Annotated in this window: 18 protein-coding genes; 10 read left to right on the top strand and 8 right to left on the bottom strand. The window is 73.5% G+C overall.

Going from position 1 to position 19,707, the window contains the following annotated elements; translation table 11 throughout:
* Nucleotides 1-8: 8 nt before the first annotated feature.
* Complete coding sequence (gene sph / locus ACIOD1_RS14385; protein ID WP_365618749.1) at nucleotides 9-998, bottom strand: sphingomyelin phosphodiesterase; 990 nt, start codon at nucleotides 996-998, stop codon at nucleotides 9-11.
* 146 nt (nucleotides 999-1,144) lie between these two features.
* Nucleotides 1,145-1,393 carry a hypothetical protein gene (locus ACIOD1_RS14380; protein WP_401902420.1) on the bottom strand — a complete coding sequence of 83 codons (249 nt, stop codon included), beginning with the start codon at nucleotides 1,391-1,393 and terminating at the stop codon, nucleotides 1,145-1,147.
* Between the two features lie 108 nt (nucleotides 1,394-1,501).
* Here ACIOD1_RS14380 and ACIOD1_RS14375 point away from each other — a divergent pair, with 108 nt between their 5' ends.
* Nucleotides 1,502-2,395, top strand: coding sequence for an oxygenase MpaB family protein (locus ACIOD1_RS14375; RefSeq protein WP_365618743.1), 894 nt, complete (start codon nucleotides 1,502-1,504; stop codon nucleotides 2,393-2,395).
* A 19-nt stretch (nucleotides 2,396-2,414) separates the two neighbouring features.
* On the opposite strand, the gene ACIOD1_RS14370 is transcribed toward ACIOD1_RS14375, so the two are convergent.
* A complete protein-coding gene (locus tag ACIOD1_RS14370; RefSeq protein ID WP_365618740.1) occupies nucleotides 2,415-3,926 on the bottom strand; it encodes a M1 family metallopeptidase in 1,512 nt (503 codons plus the stop codon).
* A 381-nt stretch (nucleotides 3,927-4,307) separates the two neighbouring features.
* Here ACIOD1_RS14370 and ACIOD1_RS14365 point away from each other — a divergent pair, with 381 nt between their 5' ends.
* The 5 genes from ACIOD1_RS14365 to ACIOD1_RS14345 all read left to right on the top strand — a co-directional run bounded on the left by ACIOD1_RS14365 (nucleotide 4,308) and on the right by ACIOD1_RS14345 (nucleotide 10,548).
* On the top strand, nucleotides 4,308-5,171 hold the full coding sequence (locus ACIOD1_RS14365) for an SCO6745 family protein (RefSeq protein ID WP_365618737.1): 864 nt from the start codon (nucleotides 4,308-4,310) through the stop codon (nucleotides 5,169-5,171).
* Between the two features lie 78 nt (nucleotides 5,172-5,249).
* Nucleotides 5,250-7,733 carry a Tex family protein gene (locus ACIOD1_RS14360; RefSeq protein WP_401902416.1) on the top strand — a complete coding sequence of 828 codons (2,484 nt, stop codon included), beginning with the start codon at nucleotides 5,250-5,252 and terminating at the stop codon, nucleotides 7,731-7,733.
* A 223-nt stretch (nucleotides 7,734-7,956) separates the two neighbouring features.
* A complete protein-coding gene (locus tag ACIOD1_RS14355; protein WP_365618731.1) occupies nucleotides 7,957-8,517 on the top strand; it encodes a hypothetical protein in 561 nt (186 codons plus the stop codon).
* Nucleotides 8,507-9,730 (top strand): MAB_1171c family putative transporter, encoded by a 1,224-nt coding sequence (locus tag ACIOD1_RS14350; protein WP_365618728.1) that lies wholly within the window; start codon nucleotides 8,507-8,509, stop codon nucleotides 9,728-9,730. Before ACIOD1_RS14355 ends, ACIOD1_RS14350 begins: the two co-directional genes overlap by 11 nt.
* Nucleotides 9,727-10,548, top strand: a complete 822-nt coding sequence (locus ACIOD1_RS14345; protein ID WP_365618725.1) for an SDR family oxidoreductase — start codon at nucleotides 9,727-9,729, stop codon at nucleotides 10,546-10,548. Before ACIOD1_RS14350 ends, ACIOD1_RS14345 begins: the two co-directional genes overlap by 4 nt.
* Nucleotides 10,549-10,558: 10 nt before the next feature.
* Here the strand turns inward: ACIOD1_RS14345 and ACIOD1_RS14340 are convergent, their stop codons facing one another.
* The gene (locus ACIOD1_RS14340) at nucleotides 10,559-12,196 is read right to left on the bottom strand and encodes an ABC-F family ATP-binding cassette domain-containing protein (RefSeq protein ID WP_365618723.1); all 1,638 of its coding nucleotides are present in this window, start codon (nucleotides 12,194-12,196) and stop codon (nucleotides 10,559-10,561) included.
* Between the two features lie 67 nt (nucleotides 12,197-12,263).
* Nucleotides 12,264-13,616: an SLC13 family permease gene (locus ACIOD1_RS14335; RefSeq protein ID WP_401903052.1), complete on the bottom strand. Its 1,353-nt coding sequence runs from the start codon at nucleotides 13,614-13,616 to the stop codon at nucleotides 12,264-12,266.
* Between the two features lie 34 nt (nucleotides 13,617-13,650).
* On the opposite strand from ACIOD1_RS14335, the gene ACIOD1_RS14330 reads away from it, so the two are divergent.
* Both ACIOD1_RS14330 and ACIOD1_RS14325 read left to right on the top strand, forming a co-directional pair.
* Nucleotides 13,651-14,625 carry a GlxA family transcriptional regulator gene (locus ACIOD1_RS14330; protein ID WP_365618720.1) on the top strand — a complete coding sequence of 325 codons (975 nt, stop codon included), beginning with the start codon at nucleotides 13,651-13,653 and terminating at the stop codon, nucleotides 14,623-14,625.
* An 89-nt stretch (nucleotides 14,626-14,714) separates the two neighbouring features.
* Nucleotides 14,715-15,338 (top strand): DJ-1/PfpI family protein, encoded by a 624-nt coding sequence (locus ACIOD1_RS14325; RefSeq protein ID WP_365618717.1) that lies wholly within the window; start codon nucleotides 14,715-14,717, stop codon nucleotides 15,336-15,338.
* 1 nt (nucleotide 15,339) lies between these two features.
* On the opposite strand, the gene ACIOD1_RS14320 is transcribed toward ACIOD1_RS14325, so the two are convergent.
* Nucleotides 15,340-16,116 (bottom strand): enoyl-CoA hydratase/isomerase family protein, encoded by a 777-nt coding sequence (locus ACIOD1_RS14320; RefSeq protein ID WP_401902411.1) that lies wholly within the window; start codon nucleotides 16,114-16,116, stop codon nucleotides 15,340-15,342.
* Between the two features lie 80 nt (nucleotides 16,117-16,196).
* On the opposite strand from ACIOD1_RS14320, the gene ACIOD1_RS14315 reads away from it, so the two are divergent.
* Both ACIOD1_RS14315 and ACIOD1_RS14310 read left to right on the top strand, forming a co-directional pair.
* A complete protein-coding gene (locus ACIOD1_RS14315) occupies nucleotides 16,197-16,922 on the top strand; it encodes an HdeD family acid-resistance protein (RefSeq protein WP_401902410.1) in 726 nt (241 codons plus the stop codon).
* 130 nt (nucleotides 16,923-17,052) lie between these two features.
* Nucleotides 17,053-17,547, top strand: coding sequence for an ATP-binding protein (locus tag ACIOD1_RS14310; protein ID WP_401903049.1), 495 nt, complete (start codon nucleotides 17,053-17,055; stop codon nucleotides 17,545-17,547).
* Nucleotides 17,548-17,586: 39 nt separating this feature from the next.
* Here ACIOD1_RS14310 and idi read toward each other — a convergent pair whose 3' ends face one another.
* Nucleotides 17,587-18,186, bottom strand: coding sequence for an isopentenyl-diphosphate Delta-isomerase (gene idi / locus ACIOD1_RS14305; RefSeq protein ID WP_365618708.1), 600 nt, complete (start codon nucleotides 18,184-18,186; stop codon nucleotides 17,587-17,589).
* A gap of 152 nt (nucleotides 18,187-18,338) precedes the next feature.
* Entirely contained in the window at nucleotides 18,339-19,598 is a 1,260-nt protein-coding gene (locus tag ACIOD1_RS14300) for a GNAT family N-acetyltransferase (protein WP_401902408.1), read from the bottom strand.
* Nucleotides 19,599-19,707 lie beyond the last annotated feature (109 nt).

The following is a 19,707-nucleotide window of genomic DNA, read 5'->3' as shown; positions in this document are numbered from 1 at the left end:
GGCGGTGCTCAGGACCCGATCAGCGGGTAGTGGTCCGAGAGGTTGTCGTAGGTGTAGGACGTGCCCCAGCTGGAGACCGTCCAGGGCGCCGACTGCTCCTTGACCACGTTGTTGTTCCAGTTCGCCGGGCGCGCGTTGCCCTTGCGGTACAGGACGTAGTCCAGGTCCTCGCGGGGGTCCGTCGGGTAGCGGTACTTCGCGATGGAGTTCAGCGCCGTGTCGAAGGAGTACGGGTGCCCCGTCCGGGTGTCGGCGCCCGCCAGGTCGGCGTTGGCCAGCATGGAGGCGTACTCCGGGGTGCGGGAGTCCACGTTCATGTCGCCCGCCACGATGACCTGTTCGGCCGCCGGGATGTTCTTGGCGTCGAGGAAGGCGTCGATCGCCTTGAACTGGCGGGCGCGCATGTCCGCCGCCTCGCCCGTGCCGCAGCCGGAGTCCGTGGACTGGGCGTGGGTGCCGACCACGTGGACCTTGACGCCGTTCACGTCGAGCACGACGTAGGCGAAGCCCTTGTTGGACCACCAGTCGGCTCCGCAGGCGTCCTTGTAGACCACCTGCTCCTTGCGCACGATCGGCCACTTGCTGAGGACCACGACGCCCCCGTCCTCCGGGGTGGTGGAGGAGTAGGAGCCGCCCGTCGCGTCCCAGCCGCTCTTGCCGCGCCCCACGACGGGGGTCTGGTAGGGGTACTGCGAGGCCGCGTTGGCCTTGAGCGCGTCCGAGGCGCCGTTGTCGAAGGTCTCCTGGAGCACGACCACGTCGTGGCCCTGGAAGAAGGAAGCCTGCGGGATGGCGGAAGCCCGGTGGTCCTGGCCCCAGTTGGGGTAGAGGTTCTTGCTCATCAGGAACGTGTTGTACGACAGGACGCTGAGGCGCGGGGTCCCGGCGCTCTCCGCGGCGGTGGCGGCGGGCGCGGCGGCGACGGCCAGGGCACCGGCGGCGGTGGCCGCGACGGCCGTGGCGGCGACGCGAAGGCGGCGGTGCTTGGTCTGCAGCATGAGGTCTCCGTCATTCCTGCGGGGGAAGATCGACGCCGTCATACAAGCAGGCGCGGTTACTTCGGGGTAACACCCGTGACAAGACTTTCTGTCCGGCTCACGACATCGTGGGGGCGCCCCCTGCGGCCCTCTCGCGCGGGGGATCTTCACCGCCGCCGGCCACCCTCCCCACCACTCCTCGCGACCTCCACCGGATCCCCCCAGGTGAGGGCGTCCAGGCGGGCCAGGAACGCCGCCTCACGGCGCCGGCGCCGGATCGACGACCGGTACGACACCGCGCACGACACCACGTACGCCGACGCCGCCAGGAGCGCGGCCACCGCCAGGAAGAGGGCCATCGCCCACAGCAGGCCCCGCACGAAGAGGTCCACCACGAGGAGCGGATCGAGGTTCATGGCCGCAGCATGCACCTCCCCGTCCACCTGCGGGAAGACCCGGGAAGCCGGTCATACTGGAAGGACGACGACCGAAGTCGGGGGAGTCACGATCGGGGGAGTCACGGGATGACCACCAGCGGCGAGGGAAGCGCCACCACCGGCGGGGGCGCCGGCCGCGACCCTGAGCCGCCCGCGCCCGGCGGGGTGCTCTGGACCATCGCCGGCGACGTGCGCGCCCTGCTGATGCTGCCCGCCGCCTTCACCCTCCAGGTCGCCCATCCCGCCATCGGCGCCGGGGTCGACCAGCACTCCGTCTTCCGCACCGACCCCTGGGGCCGTGGCGAGCGCTCGCTGCGCTCCGTCCAGCTGTGGGTCTACGGCGGGGAGGGCGCGGCCGAGGAGGGCCGCCGGGTGCGCCGGCTGCACAGGGAGATCCAGGGCACCGACACCCGCGGCCGCCGCTACCACTCCCTCGACCCCGCCTGCTACTCCTGGGTCCACGCCACCGGCTTCCCGGTCTACCTCTACGCGGGCCGGTACCTGCTGCGCCGCTTCACCCCCGCGCAGGAACGGCAGCTCTACCGCGAGTGGCTGCAGGTGGGCCGGATCCTCGGGATCCGGGACCGGGACATGCCGCAGACCATCGAGGAGTACCGGACCTACTGGGCCCGGATGCTGGCCGAGGAGATCGAGCCGACCGCCGTCGCCCGCGAACTGGTCGCCACCGATGTCCCCCTGCCCCGCCCCGAGGTCGCCTCGCCGGCGCTGCGGCTCCTGCTGAGGCTCACCTGGCCCGCGCTGCGCGCCGCCTTCCTGCGCCTGCGGGCCTTCGTCACCGTCGGGTACATGCCGCCCGAGGCCCGTGAGGTCCTCGGGCTGGAGTGGACCGCCGCGCAGGAGCGGCGGCTGCGGCGGTTCAGCGCGGTCCTGCGGGTCCTCGTGCCGCTCCTTCCCGAGCGGCTGCGCTACCTCCCGATCGCCCGGGAGGCACGGGCGAGGTGGCGGGCCGGCGCCCGCTGAGGGGCGCCGGCCCGCGCCGTCAGTGCTCGTGGACCGAGTTCGTCGCGGCGATCTTCTTCCACGACTTCGGCTCCGCGGCCGGCTTCGCCGGGGCGGAGCGGAGCGCGGCGCCCGGGTTCTTCGTCGCCCCGGCCGGCGGGGTGGGCGCGGGCTTGCCCGGGGCGTAGAGCCAGGTCTCGAAGAGCTGGGCGAGGGGCTGCTTCGACACCTTCTCCGCGTACCGCACGAAGTCCCCGACCGCGGCGTTGCCGTAGGCCCGCTCGGTCGGCCAGCCCTTGAGGATCCGGAAGAACTTCTCGTCGCCGACCTCGTCGCGCAGGGCCTGCACGGCGAGCGCCCCACGGTCGTAGACGGCCCCGTGGAACTGGTTCTCCGCACCGGGGTCACCCGGCTTGACCTGCCAGAACGGGTCCTCGGCGGGGCGCGAGGCGTACGTCCAGTCGGCCAGCTCCCGGGCGGTGCCCTCGCCCTCCTTCTCCGACCACAGCCACTGGCTGTAGCGGGCGAAGCCCTCGTTGAGCCAGATGTCCTTCCAGTGGTCGACGGACACGCTGTCGCCGTACCACTGGTGGGCCAGCTCGTGCACGACGACCTGGACGTTGGCCCCGTTCGCGAACTGGCGCGGGCTGTAGAAGGGACGGGTCTGCGTCTCCAGGGCGAAACCACTGGGCACGTTCGGGACGTAGCCGCCCAGCGCGTTGAAGGGGTACGGGCCGAACACGCCCTCCAGGTACTCCGCGACCTCACCGGTGCGCTCGATGCTGGCGCGCGCGGCCCCGTCGTTGTCGCCGAGGTCCTTGCTGTACGCGTTGAGGATCGGCAGCCCGCTCGCCGTCTTGTCGGTGGTGATGTCGAACTTGCCCACCGCGAGCGTGGCCAGGTAGGTGGCCTGCGGCTTGTTCGAACGCCAGTTGTAGCGGGTCCAGCCGAGCTTCGAACTCTGCGACTGGAGCACGCCGTTGCTGATGGCCTGGGTGCCGTCCGGGACGTTGACGGACACGTCGAAGGTGGCCTTGTCGAGGGGGTGGTCGTTGCTCGGGAACCACCAGGCGGCCGAGTCCGGCTCCTGCGCGGCGACCCCGCCGTCCGGCGTCCGCTGCCAGGCCGACCAGCCGTCGACCTTGAACTCCGAGGGCTTGCCGGCGTACTTGACGACGACGCTGGCCTGCTTGCCCTTCTGGAGCGGCTGGGCCGGGGTGACCTCCAGCTCCTGGGCGCCGGAGGTGGCGAACTTCGCCTTCACCCCGTTGACCCGGATCTCGCTGACCTTCAGACCGAAGTCCAGGTTGAAGCGGGACAGGTCCTGCTTGGCGGTGGCCAGGAGGGTCGCGGTGCCCTCCAGCAGGTCCGTGGCCGGCTGGTACTGGAGGCGCAGGTCGTAGTGGGAGACGTCGTAACCGCCGTTCCCGCTCGCCGGGTAGTAGGGATCGCCGATACCCGGGGCGCCCGGACCCGCACTGGCCGCCGACGCCGGGATCACCAGCAGGAGGGATGCGGCGAGCACGCTCGGGGCGATGACTTTGCGGTGCACGAAGAGCTCCAAGTGGTAGGGGAGACAGATCGGTTCGAGGTCTCGTCGTTCGACCGTATTCACCCCTCACCGCCCCCGTCATGTCCATGGCCCCTCCTGTCACACGATCGCCATTCGGCCGTCACACCCCGCTGAGCGGACACGCCGTCGGGTGAGCACGGCGTGCCCAGGGCCGCCCCGCCGGGCCGCCCGGCCCCGGCGGCCGGCGCCGGCGGGTCCCGCCGGGGGGTCGCAGAAAGGCCGGAAAGAGGCGGGTGGGAGCCGCCCGCACACCCGCGACGGGCGGGCCGCGGTGGGCCGGCGGTGGGTCGGTGGCGTGCCGGCAGGGGCCGGGAGGGGCCAGGGTTCCCGACATACTGAACAGTCGGTAACGTGCGGAGCATGACGCTTCCCCCGCACGCCGCCCGCCGCGCCTGGCACGCCGCCGTCAACCCGCTCCACGCCACCAGCTACTTCTCACCGGACCTCGGGACCGAGCTCGGCGCCCTCGGCATCACCCACCGGGTCGCCGTCAACCTCGCTTCCCGGTCCGCCGCCATGGGGGCCGTCGGCCCCGGCGCGGTCACCGCCGCCTTCTACAACTACCGCCACGACCTGGTCGCCCGGCACCTGCCCGCCGTCTGGGACACCGCCTCCCCGGCGGACGTGCTCGCCGCCCGCCTGCGCGCCGTCGACTCCACCCTGCGGCGGCTCCTGGGCCCCGAGACCATCGCCTCGCCCGAGCTGGCCGAGGCCGCCGACCTCGCCCTGCGCGCCACCGAGGCCTGCACCCGGCACGGCCGGACCCTCTACGCCGCCCACGCGGACCTCCCCGTCCCCGAGGAGGCCCACCTGCGGCTCTGGCACGCCACCACCCTGCTGCGCGAACACCGCGGCGACGGCCACCTCACCGCCCTCCTCGTCACCGACCTCGACCCCCTCGAAGCCCTCGTCAGCCACACCGCCACCGGCCGCGGCATGACCCCGAAGTGGGTCAAGGGCATCCGCGGTTGGGAACAGTCCGACCTCGACGCCGCCGCCGACCGGCTCCGCGCCCGCGGGATCCTCGCCGCCGACGGCGAACTCACCGAGGAGGGGCGCGCCGTCCGCGAGCGACTGGAGACCGAGACCGACCGCCTCGACGCCGCGCCGTACGAACACCTGGGCGCGGAGGGCCTCGCCCGGCTCCACGAACTGGGCGCCGGCTTCGTCGGGCAAGCCGTCGCGGCGGGCGCCTTCCCCCGGGACCTCTTCGGAAAGGCCTGAGGGGTTCCCGACGTCCGCCACCGCCACCTGCCACAATTGGCAGCCTTCCACGCAATCGAAGGCAGGCGGGACCGCACAGTGACGATGTCCATCGAAGGCAGGATCGCCGAGGAGCTCGGCGTACGGGAACGGCAGGTCAAGTCCGCCGTCGAGCTGCTCGACGGCGGCTCGACCGTGCCGTTCATCGCGCGCTACCGCAAGGAAGCGACCGAGATGCTCGACGACGCCCAGCTGCGCACCCTGGAGGAGCGGCTGCGGTACCTGCGCGAGCTGGAGGACCGCCGCGCGGCGATCCTCGACTCGGTGCGCGAGCAGGGCAAGCTCGACGACGCGCTGGAGGCCCGGATCAACGCGGCCGACACCAAGGCCCGGCTGGAGGACATCTACCTCCCCTTCAAGCCCAAGCGCCGCACCAAGGCCCAGATCGCCCGCGAGGCCGGCCTGGAGCCGCTCGCCGACGGCCTGCTGGCCGACCCCTCGAAGGAACCGGCAGCCGCGGCCGCCGCGTTCGTCGACGCCGACAAGGGGGTCGCCGACCCGGCCGCCGCCCTGGAGGGCGCCCGCGCCATCCTCACCGAGAAGTTCGCCGAGGACGCCGACCTCATCGGCGACCTGCGCGAGCGCATGTGGGGCCGCGGCCGGCTCGCCGCGAAGGTCCGCGAGGGCAAGGAGGAGACCGGCGCCAAGTTCGCCGACTACTTCGACTTCTCCGAGCCCTTCACCGCCCTGCCCTCCCACCGGGTCCTCGCCATGCTGCGCGGCGAGAAGGAGGACGTCCTCGTCCTCGACCTGGAACCCGAGCCGCCGGCCGACATCCCCGGCCCCTCCACGTACGAGGGGCTCATCTCCCGCCGCTTCGGCGTCGCCGCCCCCTCGGAGCAGAGCCGCCCCGGGGACAAGTGGCTCGCCGAAACCGTCCGCTGGGCCTGGCGCACGAAGATCCAGGTGCACCTCGGCATCGACCTGCGGTCCCGGCTGCGCGCCGCCGCCGAGGACGAGGCCGTACGCGTCTTCGCGTCCAACCTGCGCGACCTGCTGCTCGCCGCCCCGGCCGGCACCCGCGCCACCCTCGGCCTGGACCCGGGCTTCCGCACCGGCGTCAAGGTCGCCGTCGTGGACGCGACCGGCAAGGTCGTGGCGACCGAGGTGATCCACCCGCACGTTCCCGCCAACAAGTGGGACGCCTCCCTCGCGACGCTCGCCCGCCTCGCGATGGAGCACGCGGTCGAGCTGATCGCCATCGGCAACGGCACGGCCTCCCGCGAGACCGACAAGCTGGCCGGGGACCTCATCACCCGCCACCCCGAACTCGGCCTCACCAAGGTGATGGTCTCGGAGGCGGGTGCCTCCGTGTACTCGGCCTCGGCCTTCGCCTCGCAGGAATTCCCGGACATGGACGTGTCCCTGCGCGGCGCCGTCTCCATCGCCCGCCGCCTCCAAGACCCGCTCGCCGAACTGGTCAAGATCGACCCGAAGTCGATCGGTGTCGGCCAGTACCAGCACGACCTGGCCGAGGTGAAGCTCTCGCGCTCCCTCGACGCCGTCGTCGAGGACTGCGTGAACGGCGTCGGCGTGGACGTCAACACGGCTTCCGCGCCCCTGCTGTCGCGGGTGTCGGGCATCAGCGGCACCCTCGCCGAGAACATCGTGTCCCACCGTGACGCCAACGGCCCCTTCGGCAGCCGCAAGGGGCTCAAGGACGTGGCCAGGCTCGGCCCGAAGGCGTACGAGCAGTGCGCGGGCTTCCTGCGCATCCGCGGCGGCGCCGACCCGCTGGACTCCTCCAGCGTGCACCCCGAGTCCTACCCGCTGGTCCGGGCGATGGGCAAGACGGCGGGCACCGAGGTCGCCGCACTGATCGGGAACTCCTCCGTCCTGCGCTCGCTGCGCCCCGAGCAGTTCGTCACCGAGGCCTTCGGCCTGCCGACGGTGACCGACATCCTGCGCGAGCTGGAGAAGCCGGGCCGCGACCCGCGCCCCGCCTTCAAGACGGCCACCTTCAAGGAGGGCGTCGAGAAGCTCGGCGACCTGGCCCCCGGGATGATCCTGGAAGGGGTCGTCACCAACGTGGCCGCCTTCGGCGCCTTCATCGACATCGGCGTCCACCAGGACGGCCTGGCGCACGTGTCGGCCCTGTCGAAGACCTTCGTCAAGGACCCGCGCGACGTGGTCAAGCCGGGCGACGTCGTCCGGGTCAAGGTCATGGAGGTGGACATCCCGCGCAAGCGGATCTCGCTCACCCTGCGGCTGGAGGACGAGGCCGGGGCGGAGCGCGGCGCCGGTGCGCCGAAGCAGCGCGAGGAGCGCCGGGGCGGGGCCAGGCCCCCGCAGCAGCGGGGCGAAGGGCAGAACCAGGGCCAACGTCAGGGCCAAGGCCAAGGCCAGAGCCGGCGCGGTGGTGGCGGCGCCGGGGGCGCCGGCGGCGGGCAGCGCGGCGCGGGTCAGGCGGACGCGGGCCGGCGTACGGGCGGATCCGCCCCGGCTCCGGCCAACAGCGCCATGGCCGACGCCCTGCGCCGCGCCGGACTCAGCGGGCCGCAGGAGGGCCGCGGACGCCGCTAGGGGTCGGACGAGGGCGCGCATGAGGGCGCGGACGCGGTCAGGGGGCCGGGGCCGGCAGGTATGGCCGAATAGGCACCCCAGAGCGGGACATTTCTTGCCAAGTCCCGTGGCCGCTGGGTAGGCATGGTGGCACGCCCGTTCGTCAACGTGCGGACGGGTGTGCGCGTTTCCCCCTCGGGGGGCCGCGCTCCGAGGCCGCCTGAAGGCACAGGATGTCCTGACCATGCCCACCCATGTCTACCGTCGCTGCCCGATCAAGGCTCCGAAGGGGGAACACGTGCCCTATCGGGATCCCGGCCTGCGCAAGAGGTGCGAGAACATTCTCGGCCACATGGACCTCACCCACCCCTTCTCCCTCGAAGCGCTCTGCACCCGCGTCGCCGACCGGCGAGGACGCCCGATCCGCCTGCACCCGCTGCCCGAGGAGGCCGCCGCCTCCGGGGTCTGCGGACTCTGGGTCGGCACCGACACCGTCGACTACGTCTTCTACGAGGCCCGGACCACCCCGCTCCACCGCGAGCACATCGTGCTCCACGAGCTCGGGCACATCCTCTTCGGACACCACTCCCTCGACGGCGAGGAACGCGGCGGACGGGCCCCCGTGGTCCGCGGCCGCACCGACTACTCCACCCGCCAGGAGCAGGAGGCGGAGATGCTCGCCGGCATGATCCGCGTCCGCACCTCGGCCCCTGGACGCCCCCGCCCGGCCGCCGCGCCCCGCGGAGCGCTCGCCCGACTGGAGTCGGCCATGGGCTACGGGCGGGGCTCGTACGATGCCGGCTGACCTCACCGCCTTCGGGGACCGGCTCGCCGTCCCCGCCGTGATCGTCCTGTGGGCGGCGGTCCTGCTGCGCGCTCCCGGCGCCCTGCGCTCCCCGCAACAGCGCGGACTGTGGCTCGCGGTGGCCACCGCCGCCGCCGCGATGACCCTGAACCTGCCCGCCGTCGTCACCTATGCCATGGACCACGGCCCCGGCTACGCGCACACGATCGGCCTCGTCCGCAACCTCGTCGGCGTGCTCTCGGCGGGCGCCGTGCTGTACTTCGTCGCCGCCGCCACCCGCGGGCGAAGGCTTCCCACGGCGGCCTGGACCGGCACGGCGCTCTGGCTCGCCACCCTCGTCGCCCTGGACGTCGCCGCCCCCGGCCACGGCGCCCACACCATCCCGCCCACCGGATCCCCCGTCCCCTCCCTCGCCTACTGGCTCGTCCTGATCTCCGCCCACCTCATCGCCAACACCATCTGCGTATGGGTCTGTTGGCGCTACAGCCGGCGCACCGAGAGTCGCGGCCTGGCCGCCGGACTGCGCCTGTTCGGCCTCGGCACCGCCCTGGCCGGGGTCTTCTGGGTCGTGTACCTGCTCAAGGCCCTCTTCGGCGCGACCTGGGCCATGCCCGCCCTGCCGCTGATGATGAACCTGCACGGCCTACTGCGCGCCGCCGCGATCCTGATGCCGACCCTCTTCACCCTGCGCCGCACCACCTCCGACATCTCCACCGCCTGGCGGCTGTGGCCCCTGTGGCAGGACCTCGTCCAGGCCGTCCCGCACGTGGTGCTCACCCGCCCCCGCGCCGGGCGGGTGATGGAGCTGCTCTGGCCTCCGGTGCCGCGCGACCTGCTCGTCTACCGCAAGGTCATCGAGACCCGCGACGCGATCCTGGTCCTGGGCGAGTACGTCCAGCCGGGCGTCCCCGAACTCGCGCGCGGCCACGTCGCCGGGAGCGGGATCCCCGAGCGACGGCACACCGCGGCCGCGCTGGCCTGCGTGCTGCGGGAGGCGCGCCGGGCGAAACTCGCCGGGTTGCCCGGCAGTCCGGGCGGGGCCACCGCGCTGGAACTCCCCGTCGCCATCCCGTTGCGAGGGGACGGCGGAGTCCTCGCGGAAGAGACCGGCTTCCTCGTGGACGTCGCCGCCGCCTACGCCTCGCCGCACACCGCCGCCTTCGCCCCCGGCTCCCCGAACCGTACGAACTCCGAGGAAGTGAACCCCTCTTGACCACCACCGTGCTCATCACCGGAGCCAGCGCCGGCCTCGGCGCCGCCTTCGCCCGCGGATTCGCCGAGAAGGGCTGCGCCCTGGTCCTCGTGGCCCGCGACAAGACCCGTCTGGAGGGCGTCGCGGGGGACCTGGCGCGGGAGTTCGGGACGCTCTGCGAGGTGCTGCCCGCCGACCTGCTCGACCCGGCGCAGTGCGCCGACGTCGTCGCCCGCCTCTCCGACACCGACCGGCCGGTCGACATCCTGGTCAACAACGCCGGCTTCGGACTGCCCGCCCCCTTCCCCCACAGCCCGGTCGAGGACGAGGAGAGGATGCTCGACCTGCTGGTCAAGGTCCCGCTCCGGCTCACCCACGCCCTCCTGCCGGGCCTGCGCGAGCGCCGCCGGGGCGCGGTGCTCAACGTCTCCTCCGTCGCGGGCCTGCTCCCGACGGGCACCTACGGGGCGGCCAAGGCCTGGGTCACGGCCTTCAGTGAATCCCTGCGCGTGGACATGGAACCGTACGGAGTGCGGGTCCTCGCCGTGGTCCCGGGCTTCACCCGCACCGAGTTCCAGGAGCGCGCCGGAATGGACGTCAGCGCCCTGCGCGACGCGGTGTGGCTGGAGCCGGCGGCGGTGGTGGCCAAGGCCCTCAAGGACCTCGCCCGGCGCCGCCCGTTGAGCATCACGAGCAGCCGCTACCAGGCGTACGCCCTCGCCGCCCGCCACCTCCCGCGGGGCTTCGTGGCCCGCAGGATGGCCCGCACCCGGCGGGCTCCGCACACCACGGCGGACCCCGCGACCCCTGGCGGTCGAAGCCCCGTCCGACCGACCTGACGGGAAGGGGCTACAGCTCCGTGACCTTGCCGTCCGAGACCTCCAGGCGGCGGGTCACCTGGACCGCCTCCAGCATGCGCCGGTCGTGGGTGACCAACAGCAGGGTGCCCTCGTAGGACTCCAGGGCCGCCTCCAGCTGCTCGATCGCCGGCAGGTCCAGGTGGTTCGTCGGCTCGTCCAGCACGAGGAGGTTCACCCCGCGCCCCTGGAGCAGAGCCAGGGCCGCCCGGGTCCGCTCGCCGGGGGAGAGCGTGGCCGCCGGACGCAGCACGTGCACGGCCTTCAGGCCGAACTTGGCCAGCAGGGTGCGGACTTCCGCGGGCTCGGTGTCCGGAACCGCCGCGCAGAAGGCCTCCAGCAGCGGCTCGTCCCCGAGGAACAGGCCGCGCGCCTGATCGACCTCGCCGATCAGCACGCCCGAACCGAGCGTCGCGGAGCCCGATGCCGGGGCGAGCCGGCCGAGCAGCACCGCGAGCAGGGTGGACTTGCCGGCGCCGTTGGCCCCGGTGATCGCCACCCGGTCCGCCCAGTCGATCTGGAGGCTGGCCGGGCCGAAGTCGAACTCGCCCCGGCGGACGGCGGCTTCGCGCAGGGTGGCGACCACCGAGCCGGAGCGCGGGGCCGCCGCGATCTCCATGTGCAGCTCCCACTCCTTGCGCGGCTCCTCGACCACGTCCAGGCGCTCGATGGCGCGCTGCGTCTGCCGGGCCTTGGCGGCCTGCTTCTCGCTGGACTCGCCGCGCAGGTTCTTGCCGATCTTGTCGTTGTCGGACGCCTTGCGCCGGGCGTTGCGCACGCCTTTGTCCATCCAGTTGCGCTGCATCTGCGCCCGGCCTTCGAGCGCGGACTTCTTGCCCGCGTACTCCTCGAACTCCTCGCGGGCGTGGCCGCGGGCGCGCTCGCGCTCCTCCAGGTAGGACTCGTAGCCGCCGCCGTAGAGGTTGATCTGCTGCTGGGCCAGGTCGAGTTCGAGCACCTTGGTCACGGTGCGCGCGAGGAACTCGCGGTCGTGGCTGATGACGACCGTGCCGGCGCGCAGCCCCGTCACGAACCGCTCCAGGCGTTCCAGACCGGCCAGGTCGAGGTCGTTGGTGGGCTCGTCGAGGAGGAACACGTCGTAGCGCGACAGCAGCAGCGAGGCCAACCCCGCGCGGGCGGCCTGCCCGCCGGAGAGGGCGGCCATCGGGAGGTCCAGGCCGACGGACAGGCCCAGCTCGTCGGCGACCTCCTGGGCCCGCTCGTCGAGGTCGGCGCCGCCGAGGTCCAGCCACCGGTCGAGGGTGTCAGCGTACGCGTCGTCCGCGCCCGGGACCCCGTCGACCAGGCCCTGCGTGGCCTCGTCGAGCGCGGCCTGCGCGGCGGCGACGCCGGTGCGCCGGGCCAGGAACTCCCGCACCGACTCCCCGGGACGCCGCTCGGGCTCCTGCGGGAGGTGCCCGACGGCGGCGCCGGGCGGCGACAGGCGCGTCTCCCCGGTCTCGGGCGCGTCCAGCCCGGCGAGCATCCGCAGCAGGGTGGACTTCCCGGCGCCGTTGACGCCGACGAGTCCGATGACGTCGCCGGGCGCGACGACGAGGTCGAGATCGGCGAAGAGCGTGCGCTCACCGTGCGCGGCGGTGAGGTTCTTGGCGACGAGGGTTGCAGTCATGATGCCCCGATCCTATCCGCGCCCCGCGCCCTCCCGTCCGGGCCGGCCCAGGGCCCCTCGACAGGGCCTACGGCCCGAGGACGTGGAGGCCGGCCCAGAGGGCGCTCACCGCGGCGGCCACGGCGGCCGGGGTGGTCAGGAGCCCGAGCCGGGTGAACTCCCCGAGCCCGACGCGTTCGCCGTGCGCCTGCAACAGCCGCCGCCACAGGAGGGTGGCCAGTGAGCCCGCGTACGTCAGGTTGGGTCCGATGTTGACCCCGATCAGCACCGCCAGCACCGGCCCCGCGCCGCCGGGGGCGGCCAGCGGGAGCAGGGCGAGGACGGCGGGCAGGTTGTTGATCAGGTTGGCCAGTACGGCGGCCACTCCCGCGATCGCGAGCAGCGCGGGCAGCGAGTCCCCGGCGGGCAGCACCCGGGCCAGCCCGTCGCCCAGCCCGTGGTCCACCACCGCCCGTACGACGACCCCGAGGGCCAGGACGAACAGGCAGAAGGCGGGCGCGGCCGAGGTCAGCACCCGGCGCGGGGTCGTCTCCCGGCGCCGCAGCGCCCGTACGGCCAGGACCAGCGTGCCCGCCAGCGCCGCCCACGCCGGACTCGCCCCCGCGAAGGAGGTCACGGCGAAGCCCGCCAGGGTCAGGAGCAGCACCACGAGGGCGAACCGCGGCACCGGCGCCGGCTCGGCCGCACCGGGCACGTGCTCGGGCGGCGCCGCCAGGTCCGCCCGGAAGAAGGGGCGGAACACCAGGTACTCGACGCCGATCGCCACCGCCCACGGCAGGGCCATCAGCGCCGCGAACCGGGTGAAGGTGAGCCCGCTGGCGGCGAAGGCCAGCAGGTTCGTCAGGTTGGACACCGGAAGGAGCAGCGAGGCCGTGTTCGCCAGGTGCGCGGTGGCGAACACGTGCGGCCGGGGCCGGGCCCCGAGCCGGGCAGCCGTGGCCAGCACCACCGGGGTCAGCAACACCACCGTCGCGTCCAGGCTGAGCGTCGCCGTGACCGCCGAAGCCACCAGGAACACCCCGCCGAGCAGCCCCGCCGGACCGCGCCCGGCCGCTCGCCGGGCCACCGCCGCCCCGGCCGCCCGGAAGAGCCCCTCGTCCGCGCACAGCTGGGCGAGGGCCAGGATCACGGCGAGGAACCCGACCACGGGCAGCAGTTCCCGTACCTGGGCCCATGCGTCGGCGGGTGACACCGCCCCGACGCCGACGAGCAGCCCGGCCGCGGGCACGGCTGCCGCCGCCTCCGGGAGCCCGCGCGGACGCACCACGGCGAAGCCCAGCACCCCCAGCAGGAGGGCGACGGACAGGGAGGCGGCGAGGACGGGGTTCAGGGCGTGCTCCGGGAGGGGCGGATGCGTTCGGCGTGCCGGAACAGGATCGCACTCCCGCCGCGATGGCCGGATAGGTGGGATGCCCGTCATTGCGGCCATCGGGGCCGGGTCGCAGGATGGGTACATGCCGCAGCGAGACGTGCTCGTCGTCCTCTACGACGGGGTGCAGAGCCTGGACGTGACCGGCCCCGTCGAGGTGTTCAGCGGGGCGGGCCGGGCGGTGCGCGGGGACGGCTACACGGTCCGGACGGTGTCGATGGGCGGCGCGCCGGTCCGCACGAGCAGCGGCCTCGGCCTCCTCGCCGACGGGGACCTGGAGAGCGCCCGGCCCGGCCCCGGGACCACGCTGCTGGTCCCCGGCGGCCGCTACACGGGCGACTTCGCACCGCCGCTCACCGACTGGCTGCGCGCGCACGGTCCGGGCGCGGGCCGGCTGGTGTCGGTCTGCACCGGGGGACTGGTCCTGGCGGAGGCCGGCCTCCTGGACGGGCTCCGGGCGACGACCCACTGGAGCGTGTGCGCGCAGATGGCCCGCGACTACCCCCGGGTGAGCGTCGAACCGGACCCCATCTACGTCCGGGACGGCCGCGTCGCCACCTCGGCGGGGGTCACCGCCGGGATCGACCTGGCCCTGGCGCTGGTCGAGGAGGACCTCGGGCGGGACGTGGCCCTGCTGGTCGCGCGCCACCTGGTGGTCTTCCTGCGCAGGCCCGGGAACCAGGCCCAGTTCAGCGCCCAGCTCGCCGCGCAGACCGCCCGGCGGGAGCCGTTGCGGGAGGTGCAGCACTGGATCACCGAGAATCCGGGCGCGGACCTGGGCGTGGAGGCCCTCGCGGCGCGGGCCGGGCTCTCACCCCGGCACTTCGCGCGGGCCTTCCAGGCCGAGACGGGCGTGACCCCGGGACGGTACGTGGAACGGGTCCGGGTCGAACACGCCCGCCGGCTCCTGGAGGACGGGGCGCAGGGCGTCGCCCAGGTCTCCCGGGCCTGCGGCTACGGCACCCCGGAGGCGCTGCGCCGGGCCTTCGCCCGTGCCCTGGGACAGTCCCCGGCCGAATACCGCCGCCGCTTCGGCCGCCCGACCGCGCACCCCCACTGAGCCCACCGACCCCGCCGCTTCGGCCGCGCGGCCCCGAACAGTCCCGCACCGCCCCGAGCGGTGCACCCTTCCACCGCTCCGGAGGAGCCATGCAGATCGCCGTACTGCTCTACGACCGCTTCACCGCCCTCGACGCCATCGGCCCCTACGAGACCCTCGGCCGGCTCGACGGCGCCGAGACCGTGTTCGTCTCCGAGCGCCCCGGGCCCGTCCGGACCGACTCCGGCTCGCTGGCGCTCGTCGCCGACAAGGGCCTGGACGAGGTGACGCGACCCGACATCGTCGTGGTGCCGGGCGGCCCGCACCCCGAGGCGGAGATGGAGAACCCGGCCGTCCTCGACTGGTTGCGCGCCGTCGACGCCACCACCACCTGGACCACCTCCGTCTGCACCGGTTCGCTGCTGCTCGCCGCCGCCGGCCTGCTGGAGGGCCGCCGGGCCGCGAGCCACTGGCTCTACCTCGACCGGCTGCCCGCCTTCGGGGCGGAGCCCACCGGCGAGCGGGTGGTCTACGACGGCAAGTACGTCACCGCCGCCGGGGTGTCCTCCGGCATCGACATGGGCCTCGGCCTGCTCGGTCGGATCGCCGGCGACGCGTACGCGCAGACGGTCCAGCTGATGTGCGAGTACGACCCCCAGCCGCCCTACGACGCTGGTTCCCCGCAGAAGGCCCCGGCGGAGATCGTCGCGCGACTGCGGGCGACGAGGGCCTAGCTCAGTACACCTGGGCCCTGACGTCCTGGGCCGGTGACGGCCAGGTGAAGGTGGGGCTGCGGCGTTCGAGGAAGGCGGCGACGCCCTCGGCGGTGTCGCCGCTGGTGGCGGCCTGCTCCGCCCAGTGGTCGTCCCGGTCGGTGCGGCCGTCCGCGAACTCCTTCGCGGCGGCCTGGGTGAGGTGCGAGCGCGTGGTGAGGATCCGGGTGAACTCGGCGACCCGCTTGTCGAGTTGACCCGCCGGGAGCAGCTCGTTCAGGAAACCGGCCCGAAGGGCGGTGTCGGCCCCGATCAACTCGGCGGAGAACAAGAGGTACTTGGCCCACGACGGGCCGACCACCGAGGCCAACCGCCGTGTGGAGGAGGCCGGGTAGACGATCCCGAGCCTCGCCGGGGTCACTCCGAAGGACGATCCCTCCTCGCCGAACCGCAGGTCGCAGGCCGCCGCCAGCTGGCTTCCGCCGCCGACGCAGAAGCCGCGGATCGCCGCCACCGTCGGCTTGGGAAAGGCGGCGAGGGCCTCCTCCGCCGCCACCGCGAGGGTTTGCGGATCGTCCTCGCCGGGGCTGGTGAGGGTGGAGATGTCGGCGCCCGCGCAGAAGGTCGAGCCGGCCCCGGTCAGCACGAGCACCCGTACGTCGGGATCGGCGGCCAGGTCGGCCAGCAGCGGCGGCAGGGCCCGCCACATGGGGGCCGTCATGGCGTTGCGCTTGGCGGGGTGCGAGATCACGACGGTGGCCACGCCGTCGGTCACGTCGGAGTGGAGGGCTGCGTCCATGGGCCGGATGCTATCCCGGGCCCACGCTCCTATGATCAAGGGGAGTCCGTCCCCGGGGGGTGCTGAAAGGTGGCACGCCCATGGGCGCCGATCGGTCCGACCGCCTCTCCTCCGACGACCGCGTCCCCCCGCGCTCGAAGCAGGACAAGCGGTCGAAGCAGGACAAGAAGAAGCTCAGCCGCGGCTTCGGGCTGCTGGCCCTGCTCGGGGTGATCCTCGTCATCGCCGGTCTGGTAGGCCTGGTCTACACCGGCCTGGCCACCCTGACCTCGATGTTCCTCTTCGGTTGGCTGCTGCTGATCGGCGGTGTCGTAGGCCTCGCGCAGGCGGTGCAGGCGCGCAAGACCAACCACTTCTGGCTCGCCGTGATCGTCGCGGCCATCAACATCGCGGCCGGGCTCGTGGTCCTGCGGCGCCCCGAGGCCAGCGCCGAGGCGCTCACCATGTTCGCCGCCCTGCTGTTCCTGACCGCCGGACTCTTCCGCCTCGTGGGCTCCCTCGTGGTGCGCGGTCCCAACCTCGGGATGAGCCTGGTCCAAGGCGCCTTCGGCGTCCTCCTCGGCATCCTGGTGCTCTGGGGATGGCCCGGCAGCAGCCAGTACGTGATCGGAGCGTTCTTCTCGCTCGCCCTGCTGTTCGACGGGCTCAGCCTGATCGTGCTGGGCACGGGCGCCCGGCGGATCCTCGGCCTGGTCAGGGAGGACACGGTCGCGGCGGCCCCGGTCCCGGCGTCGGGTGCGGTGGACGGGGCGGGGGAGACGGCCGGCAAGGGGCCCGCGACGGATCAGGAACGGTCGCACAACTGACTCTGTCATACGCCAGTGGTCAAAAAGCGTCCGAATGATGCTGACTTCTGGTCAGCGGTTCGGTCCGCACCGGGCTGTTCCCCACTCTTGACGCGTGGAGACGATCGAGCGTGAAGACGGGGGCCGGAAGATGAACGACAGCGGGAGCGTCCCGCCAGCCGACGCGGGGGAGGCGCCCGCTCCGGCGGACCCCCTCGCCTACGAGGGAGTGTGGCGCTTCACCGCGCCCGCGGTAGAAGAATCCGTTCCGCAGGCCCGCCGGGCGGTCCGCGACCTGCTCGGCCGCCAAGGGGTGCCGGCCCACCAGGACCTGGTCTACTCCCTGCTGCTGATCGTCTCCGAACTGGTGACGAACTCGGTGCGGCACGCGGCCCTGCTCTCCCCCGAGGTGGCCGTCGAGGTCGCGATCGGCCGCTCTTGGGTCCGGGTCGCCGTCGAGGACAACCACCCGTACCGGCCCAAGGCGCTGGAGGCCGACTTCGGCCAGACCGGCGGTCGGGGCCTGCTGCTGGTCCGCGAGATCACCCTGGAAGCCGGCGGCGTGTGCGACGTGGAACACACCTCGACCGGCGGCAAGGTCATCTGGGCGGCCCTCCCGCTCACCGAGCCGGCCCCCGCGGTCTGACCGCGGGGACCGGAGCGTCGGCGCCCGGTGCTACGGCGGCTACCAGCCCGCCGCGTCACCGGTCAGCTCGCGGATCGCGGGCCGCGCCGCGTCCAGCACCGTCATGAACCACGCGGAGAACGGCACCTCCGCGTGGCGCTTCGCCAGCTCCTCGGCCGTGACGTAGGCGGTGTCTCCCACCTCTTCGGGATCCGGCGTGAGCGCCGACTGGGCAAGTCCCACGAAAAGGTGGTTGTACTCCTGCTCGACCAGTCCGGACGCGGGGTCCGGGTGGTTGTAGCGCACCGTCCCCGCCGCCGCGAGCAGCGAGGGCGACAGCCCCAACTCCTCGTGCGTACGCCGGGCCGCCGCCGCGAACGGGGACTCGCCGGGGTACGGGTGACCGCAGCAGGTGTTCGACCAGACGCCGGGGGAGTGGTACTTCCCGAGGGCGCGCTGCTGGAGCAGCAGCCTGCCCTGCTCGTCGAAGAGGAAGACGGAGAACGCCCGGTGCAACAGACCGGGGGCCTGATGGGCGGCGAGTTTCTCCGCCGTGCCGATGGTTTCGCCGGACTCGTCGACCAGTTCGAGCATGATCGATTCCTGAGATCCGGTGCCGGGGGACGCGCTGTTGGCGTCGGTGGCTGGTGTGGTCGGCATACCCATCCTTCGCGTCGGACTTCGACCTTCAGTCTGCCGTACAAAAGAGGCTTGTCCCCACTTCGGCGATCCGCGCATGTCTGCCCCCCGTCGCGTGATAAGCGACGGAGGGCGGACGGTTCACCACGCGCGGGCGCCAGCCGCGCCGGGCGTCAGACGCCGAACGGGGCCGCGTAGGTGATCGTGCCCGACGGGACCGGAACGCAATCGTCCAGCACCAGCGCCATCATCGCGCCGTCCGGCACCTCGAAGGGCGCCCGGATCCCGAACCGCGACGCCGGCACGAACCCGAACCGCGGGTAGTAGGCGGGGTGCCCCAGCACCAGGACCAGGGATTCCCCGCGTTCCCGGGCCGCCGCGAGCAGCGCCCGTACGACCGCGCTGCCGGCGCCCGAGCGTTGGAGCGCGGGATCCGTCGCGACGGGGGCCAGGGCGAGGGCCGGCGCGCCGTCGACCTCGCACCGCGTCAGCAGGGCGTGCGCCGCCACCGCCCCGCCCGGACCCTCGGCGACGTACGAGAGCCCCGGCAGCCAGGACCCGTCGGCGCGCAGGGCGTCCACGAGGTCGGCCTCCAGCGGGGTGTCGAAGGCCGCCAGGTTGACGCCCCGGACGGCGGGCCCGTCCGCGGGGGTCTCCGGACGGACCGGCCACCGTCCGTCCCCGCCCGCCGTGACGGGCGTCAGGACGTGCCCGGTGTAGCCGTACTCGTGCCCGTACAGCTCCCGCACGCGCAGCTCCTCGCGTACGGATTCCAGCGCGGAAGCCCCGGCCGCCGAAGCCCCGGGCCCGAAAGCCGCGGAGGCGCCGGCGGCGCGGACCCGGTCCCCGATCGGGCCGTAGTACTCGGCCCAGTCGGAATCGGGCTGGAGGTGGGTGCCCAACACCCGGTACCCGGCCGCCTGGGCGGCGGCGAGGTTGCGGGCGGTGGAGCGCAGCGGGTACTGGGGGTCCCAGAAGGCCCGGACCCCGTCCGAGGGCCGCTCGGCGGTCCACTCGCACTCGGTGATCACGAGCGTGCCGCCGGGCGCGAGGAGGCGCTTCCACTCGGCGAGCGCCCGGTCGAAGCCGATCAGGTAGGCGGAGCCCTCGGCCCACACCAGGTCGACGGACCTGTCCGGGAAGGGCAGCGCGCCCATGTCGCCCCGCACGGGACGGACCCGGTCGGCGAGCCCGCGCTCGCCGGCGGCGGTGCGCAGCTCGTCGAGGAACGGCTCGTGGAGGTCAACGGCGGTCACCTCGGCGAGGCCGGCGCCGCCCGCCTCGGCGGCGAGCAACAGGGCGCTGCGGCCCGGCCCACACCCTAGGTCGAGGACGCGCGCCCGCTCGGGCAGCGGTCCGCACAGGGACAGCAGGTGACGGGTGGTGGCGTCGGAGCCGGGCGACTGCCGGGGCAGGCCGTGGTGCAGCTGCATGAACGCGGCGAAGAACGCCGCGTCGGAAGCGTCGGAAGCGTCGGAAGCGTCGGAAGCGTCAGAACCGGCGGAACCGGCGGAGCCCAAAGAACCGGCAGAACCGGCGGAA

The sequence above is a fragment of the Streptomyces sp. NPDC088097 genome, assembly GCF_044741845.1.
In the GTDB taxonomy this organism is placed as follows: Bacteria; Actinomycetota; Actinomycetes; order Streptomycetales; family Streptomycetaceae; genus Streptomyces.
This window is presented reverse-complemented; position numbering and strand designations above follow the sequence as displayed.

Excerpts from the sequence above, each read along its gene's own strand:
- sph (WP_365618749.1), bottom strand. The coding sequence starts at position 998 with ATGCTGCAGACCAAGCACCGCCGCCTTCGCGTCGCCGCCACGGCCGTC.
- ACIOD1_RS14380 (WP_401902420.1), bottom strand. The coding sequence starts at position 1,393 with ATGAACCTCGATCCGCTCCTCGTGGTGGACCTCTTCGTGCGGGGCCTG.
- ACIOD1_RS14375 (WP_365618743.1), top strand. The coding sequence starts at position 1,502 with ATGACCACCAGCGGCGAGGGAAGCGCCACCACCGGCGGGGGCGCCGGC.
- ACIOD1_RS14365 (WP_365618737.1), top strand. The coding sequence starts at position 4,308 with ATGACGCTTCCCCCGCACGCCGCCCGCCGCGCCTGGCACGCCGCCGTC.
- ACIOD1_RS14355 (WP_365618731.1), top strand. The coding sequence starts at position 7,957 with ATGCCCACCCATGTCTACCGTCGCTGCCCGATCAAGGCTCCGAAGGGG.
- ACIOD1_RS14350 (WP_365618728.1), top strand. The coding sequence starts at position 8,507 with ATGCCGGCTGACCTCACCGCCTTCGGGGACCGGCTCGCCGTCCCCGCC.
- ACIOD1_RS14340 (WP_365618723.1), bottom strand. The coding sequence starts at position 12,196 with ATGACTGCAACCCTCGTCGCCAAGAACCTCACCGCCGCGCACGGTGAG.
- ACIOD1_RS14335 (WP_401903052.1), bottom strand. The coding sequence starts at position 13,616 with ATGACGGGCATCCCACCTATCCGGCCATCGCGGCGGGAGTGCGATCCT.
- ACIOD1_RS14330 (WP_365618720.1), top strand. The coding sequence starts at position 13,651 with ATGCCGCAGCGAGACGTGCTCGTCGTCCTCTACGACGGGGTGCAGAGC.
- ACIOD1_RS14325 (WP_365618717.1), top strand. The coding sequence starts at position 14,715 with ATGCAGATCGCCGTACTGCTCTACGACCGCTTCACCGCCCTCGACGCC.
- ACIOD1_RS14320 (WP_401902411.1), bottom strand. The coding sequence starts at position 16,116 with ATGGACGCAGCCCTCCACTCCGACGTGACCGACGGCGTGGCCACCGTC.
- ACIOD1_RS14315 (WP_401902410.1), top strand. The coding sequence starts at position 16,197 with ATGGGCGCCGATCGGTCCGACCGCCTCTCCTCCGACGACCGCGTCCCC.
- ACIOD1_RS14310 (WP_401903049.1), top strand. The coding sequence starts at position 17,053 with ATGAACGACAGCGGGAGCGTCCCGCCAGCCGACGCGGGGGAGGCGCCC.
- idi (WP_365618708.1), bottom strand. The coding sequence starts at position 18,186 with ATGCCGACCACACCAGCCACCGACGCCAACAGCGCGTCCCCCGGCACC.
- ACIOD1_RS14300 (WP_401902408.1), bottom strand. The coding sequence starts at position 19,598 with ATGCAGCTGCACCACGGCCTGCCCCGGCAGTCGCCCGGCTCCGACGCC.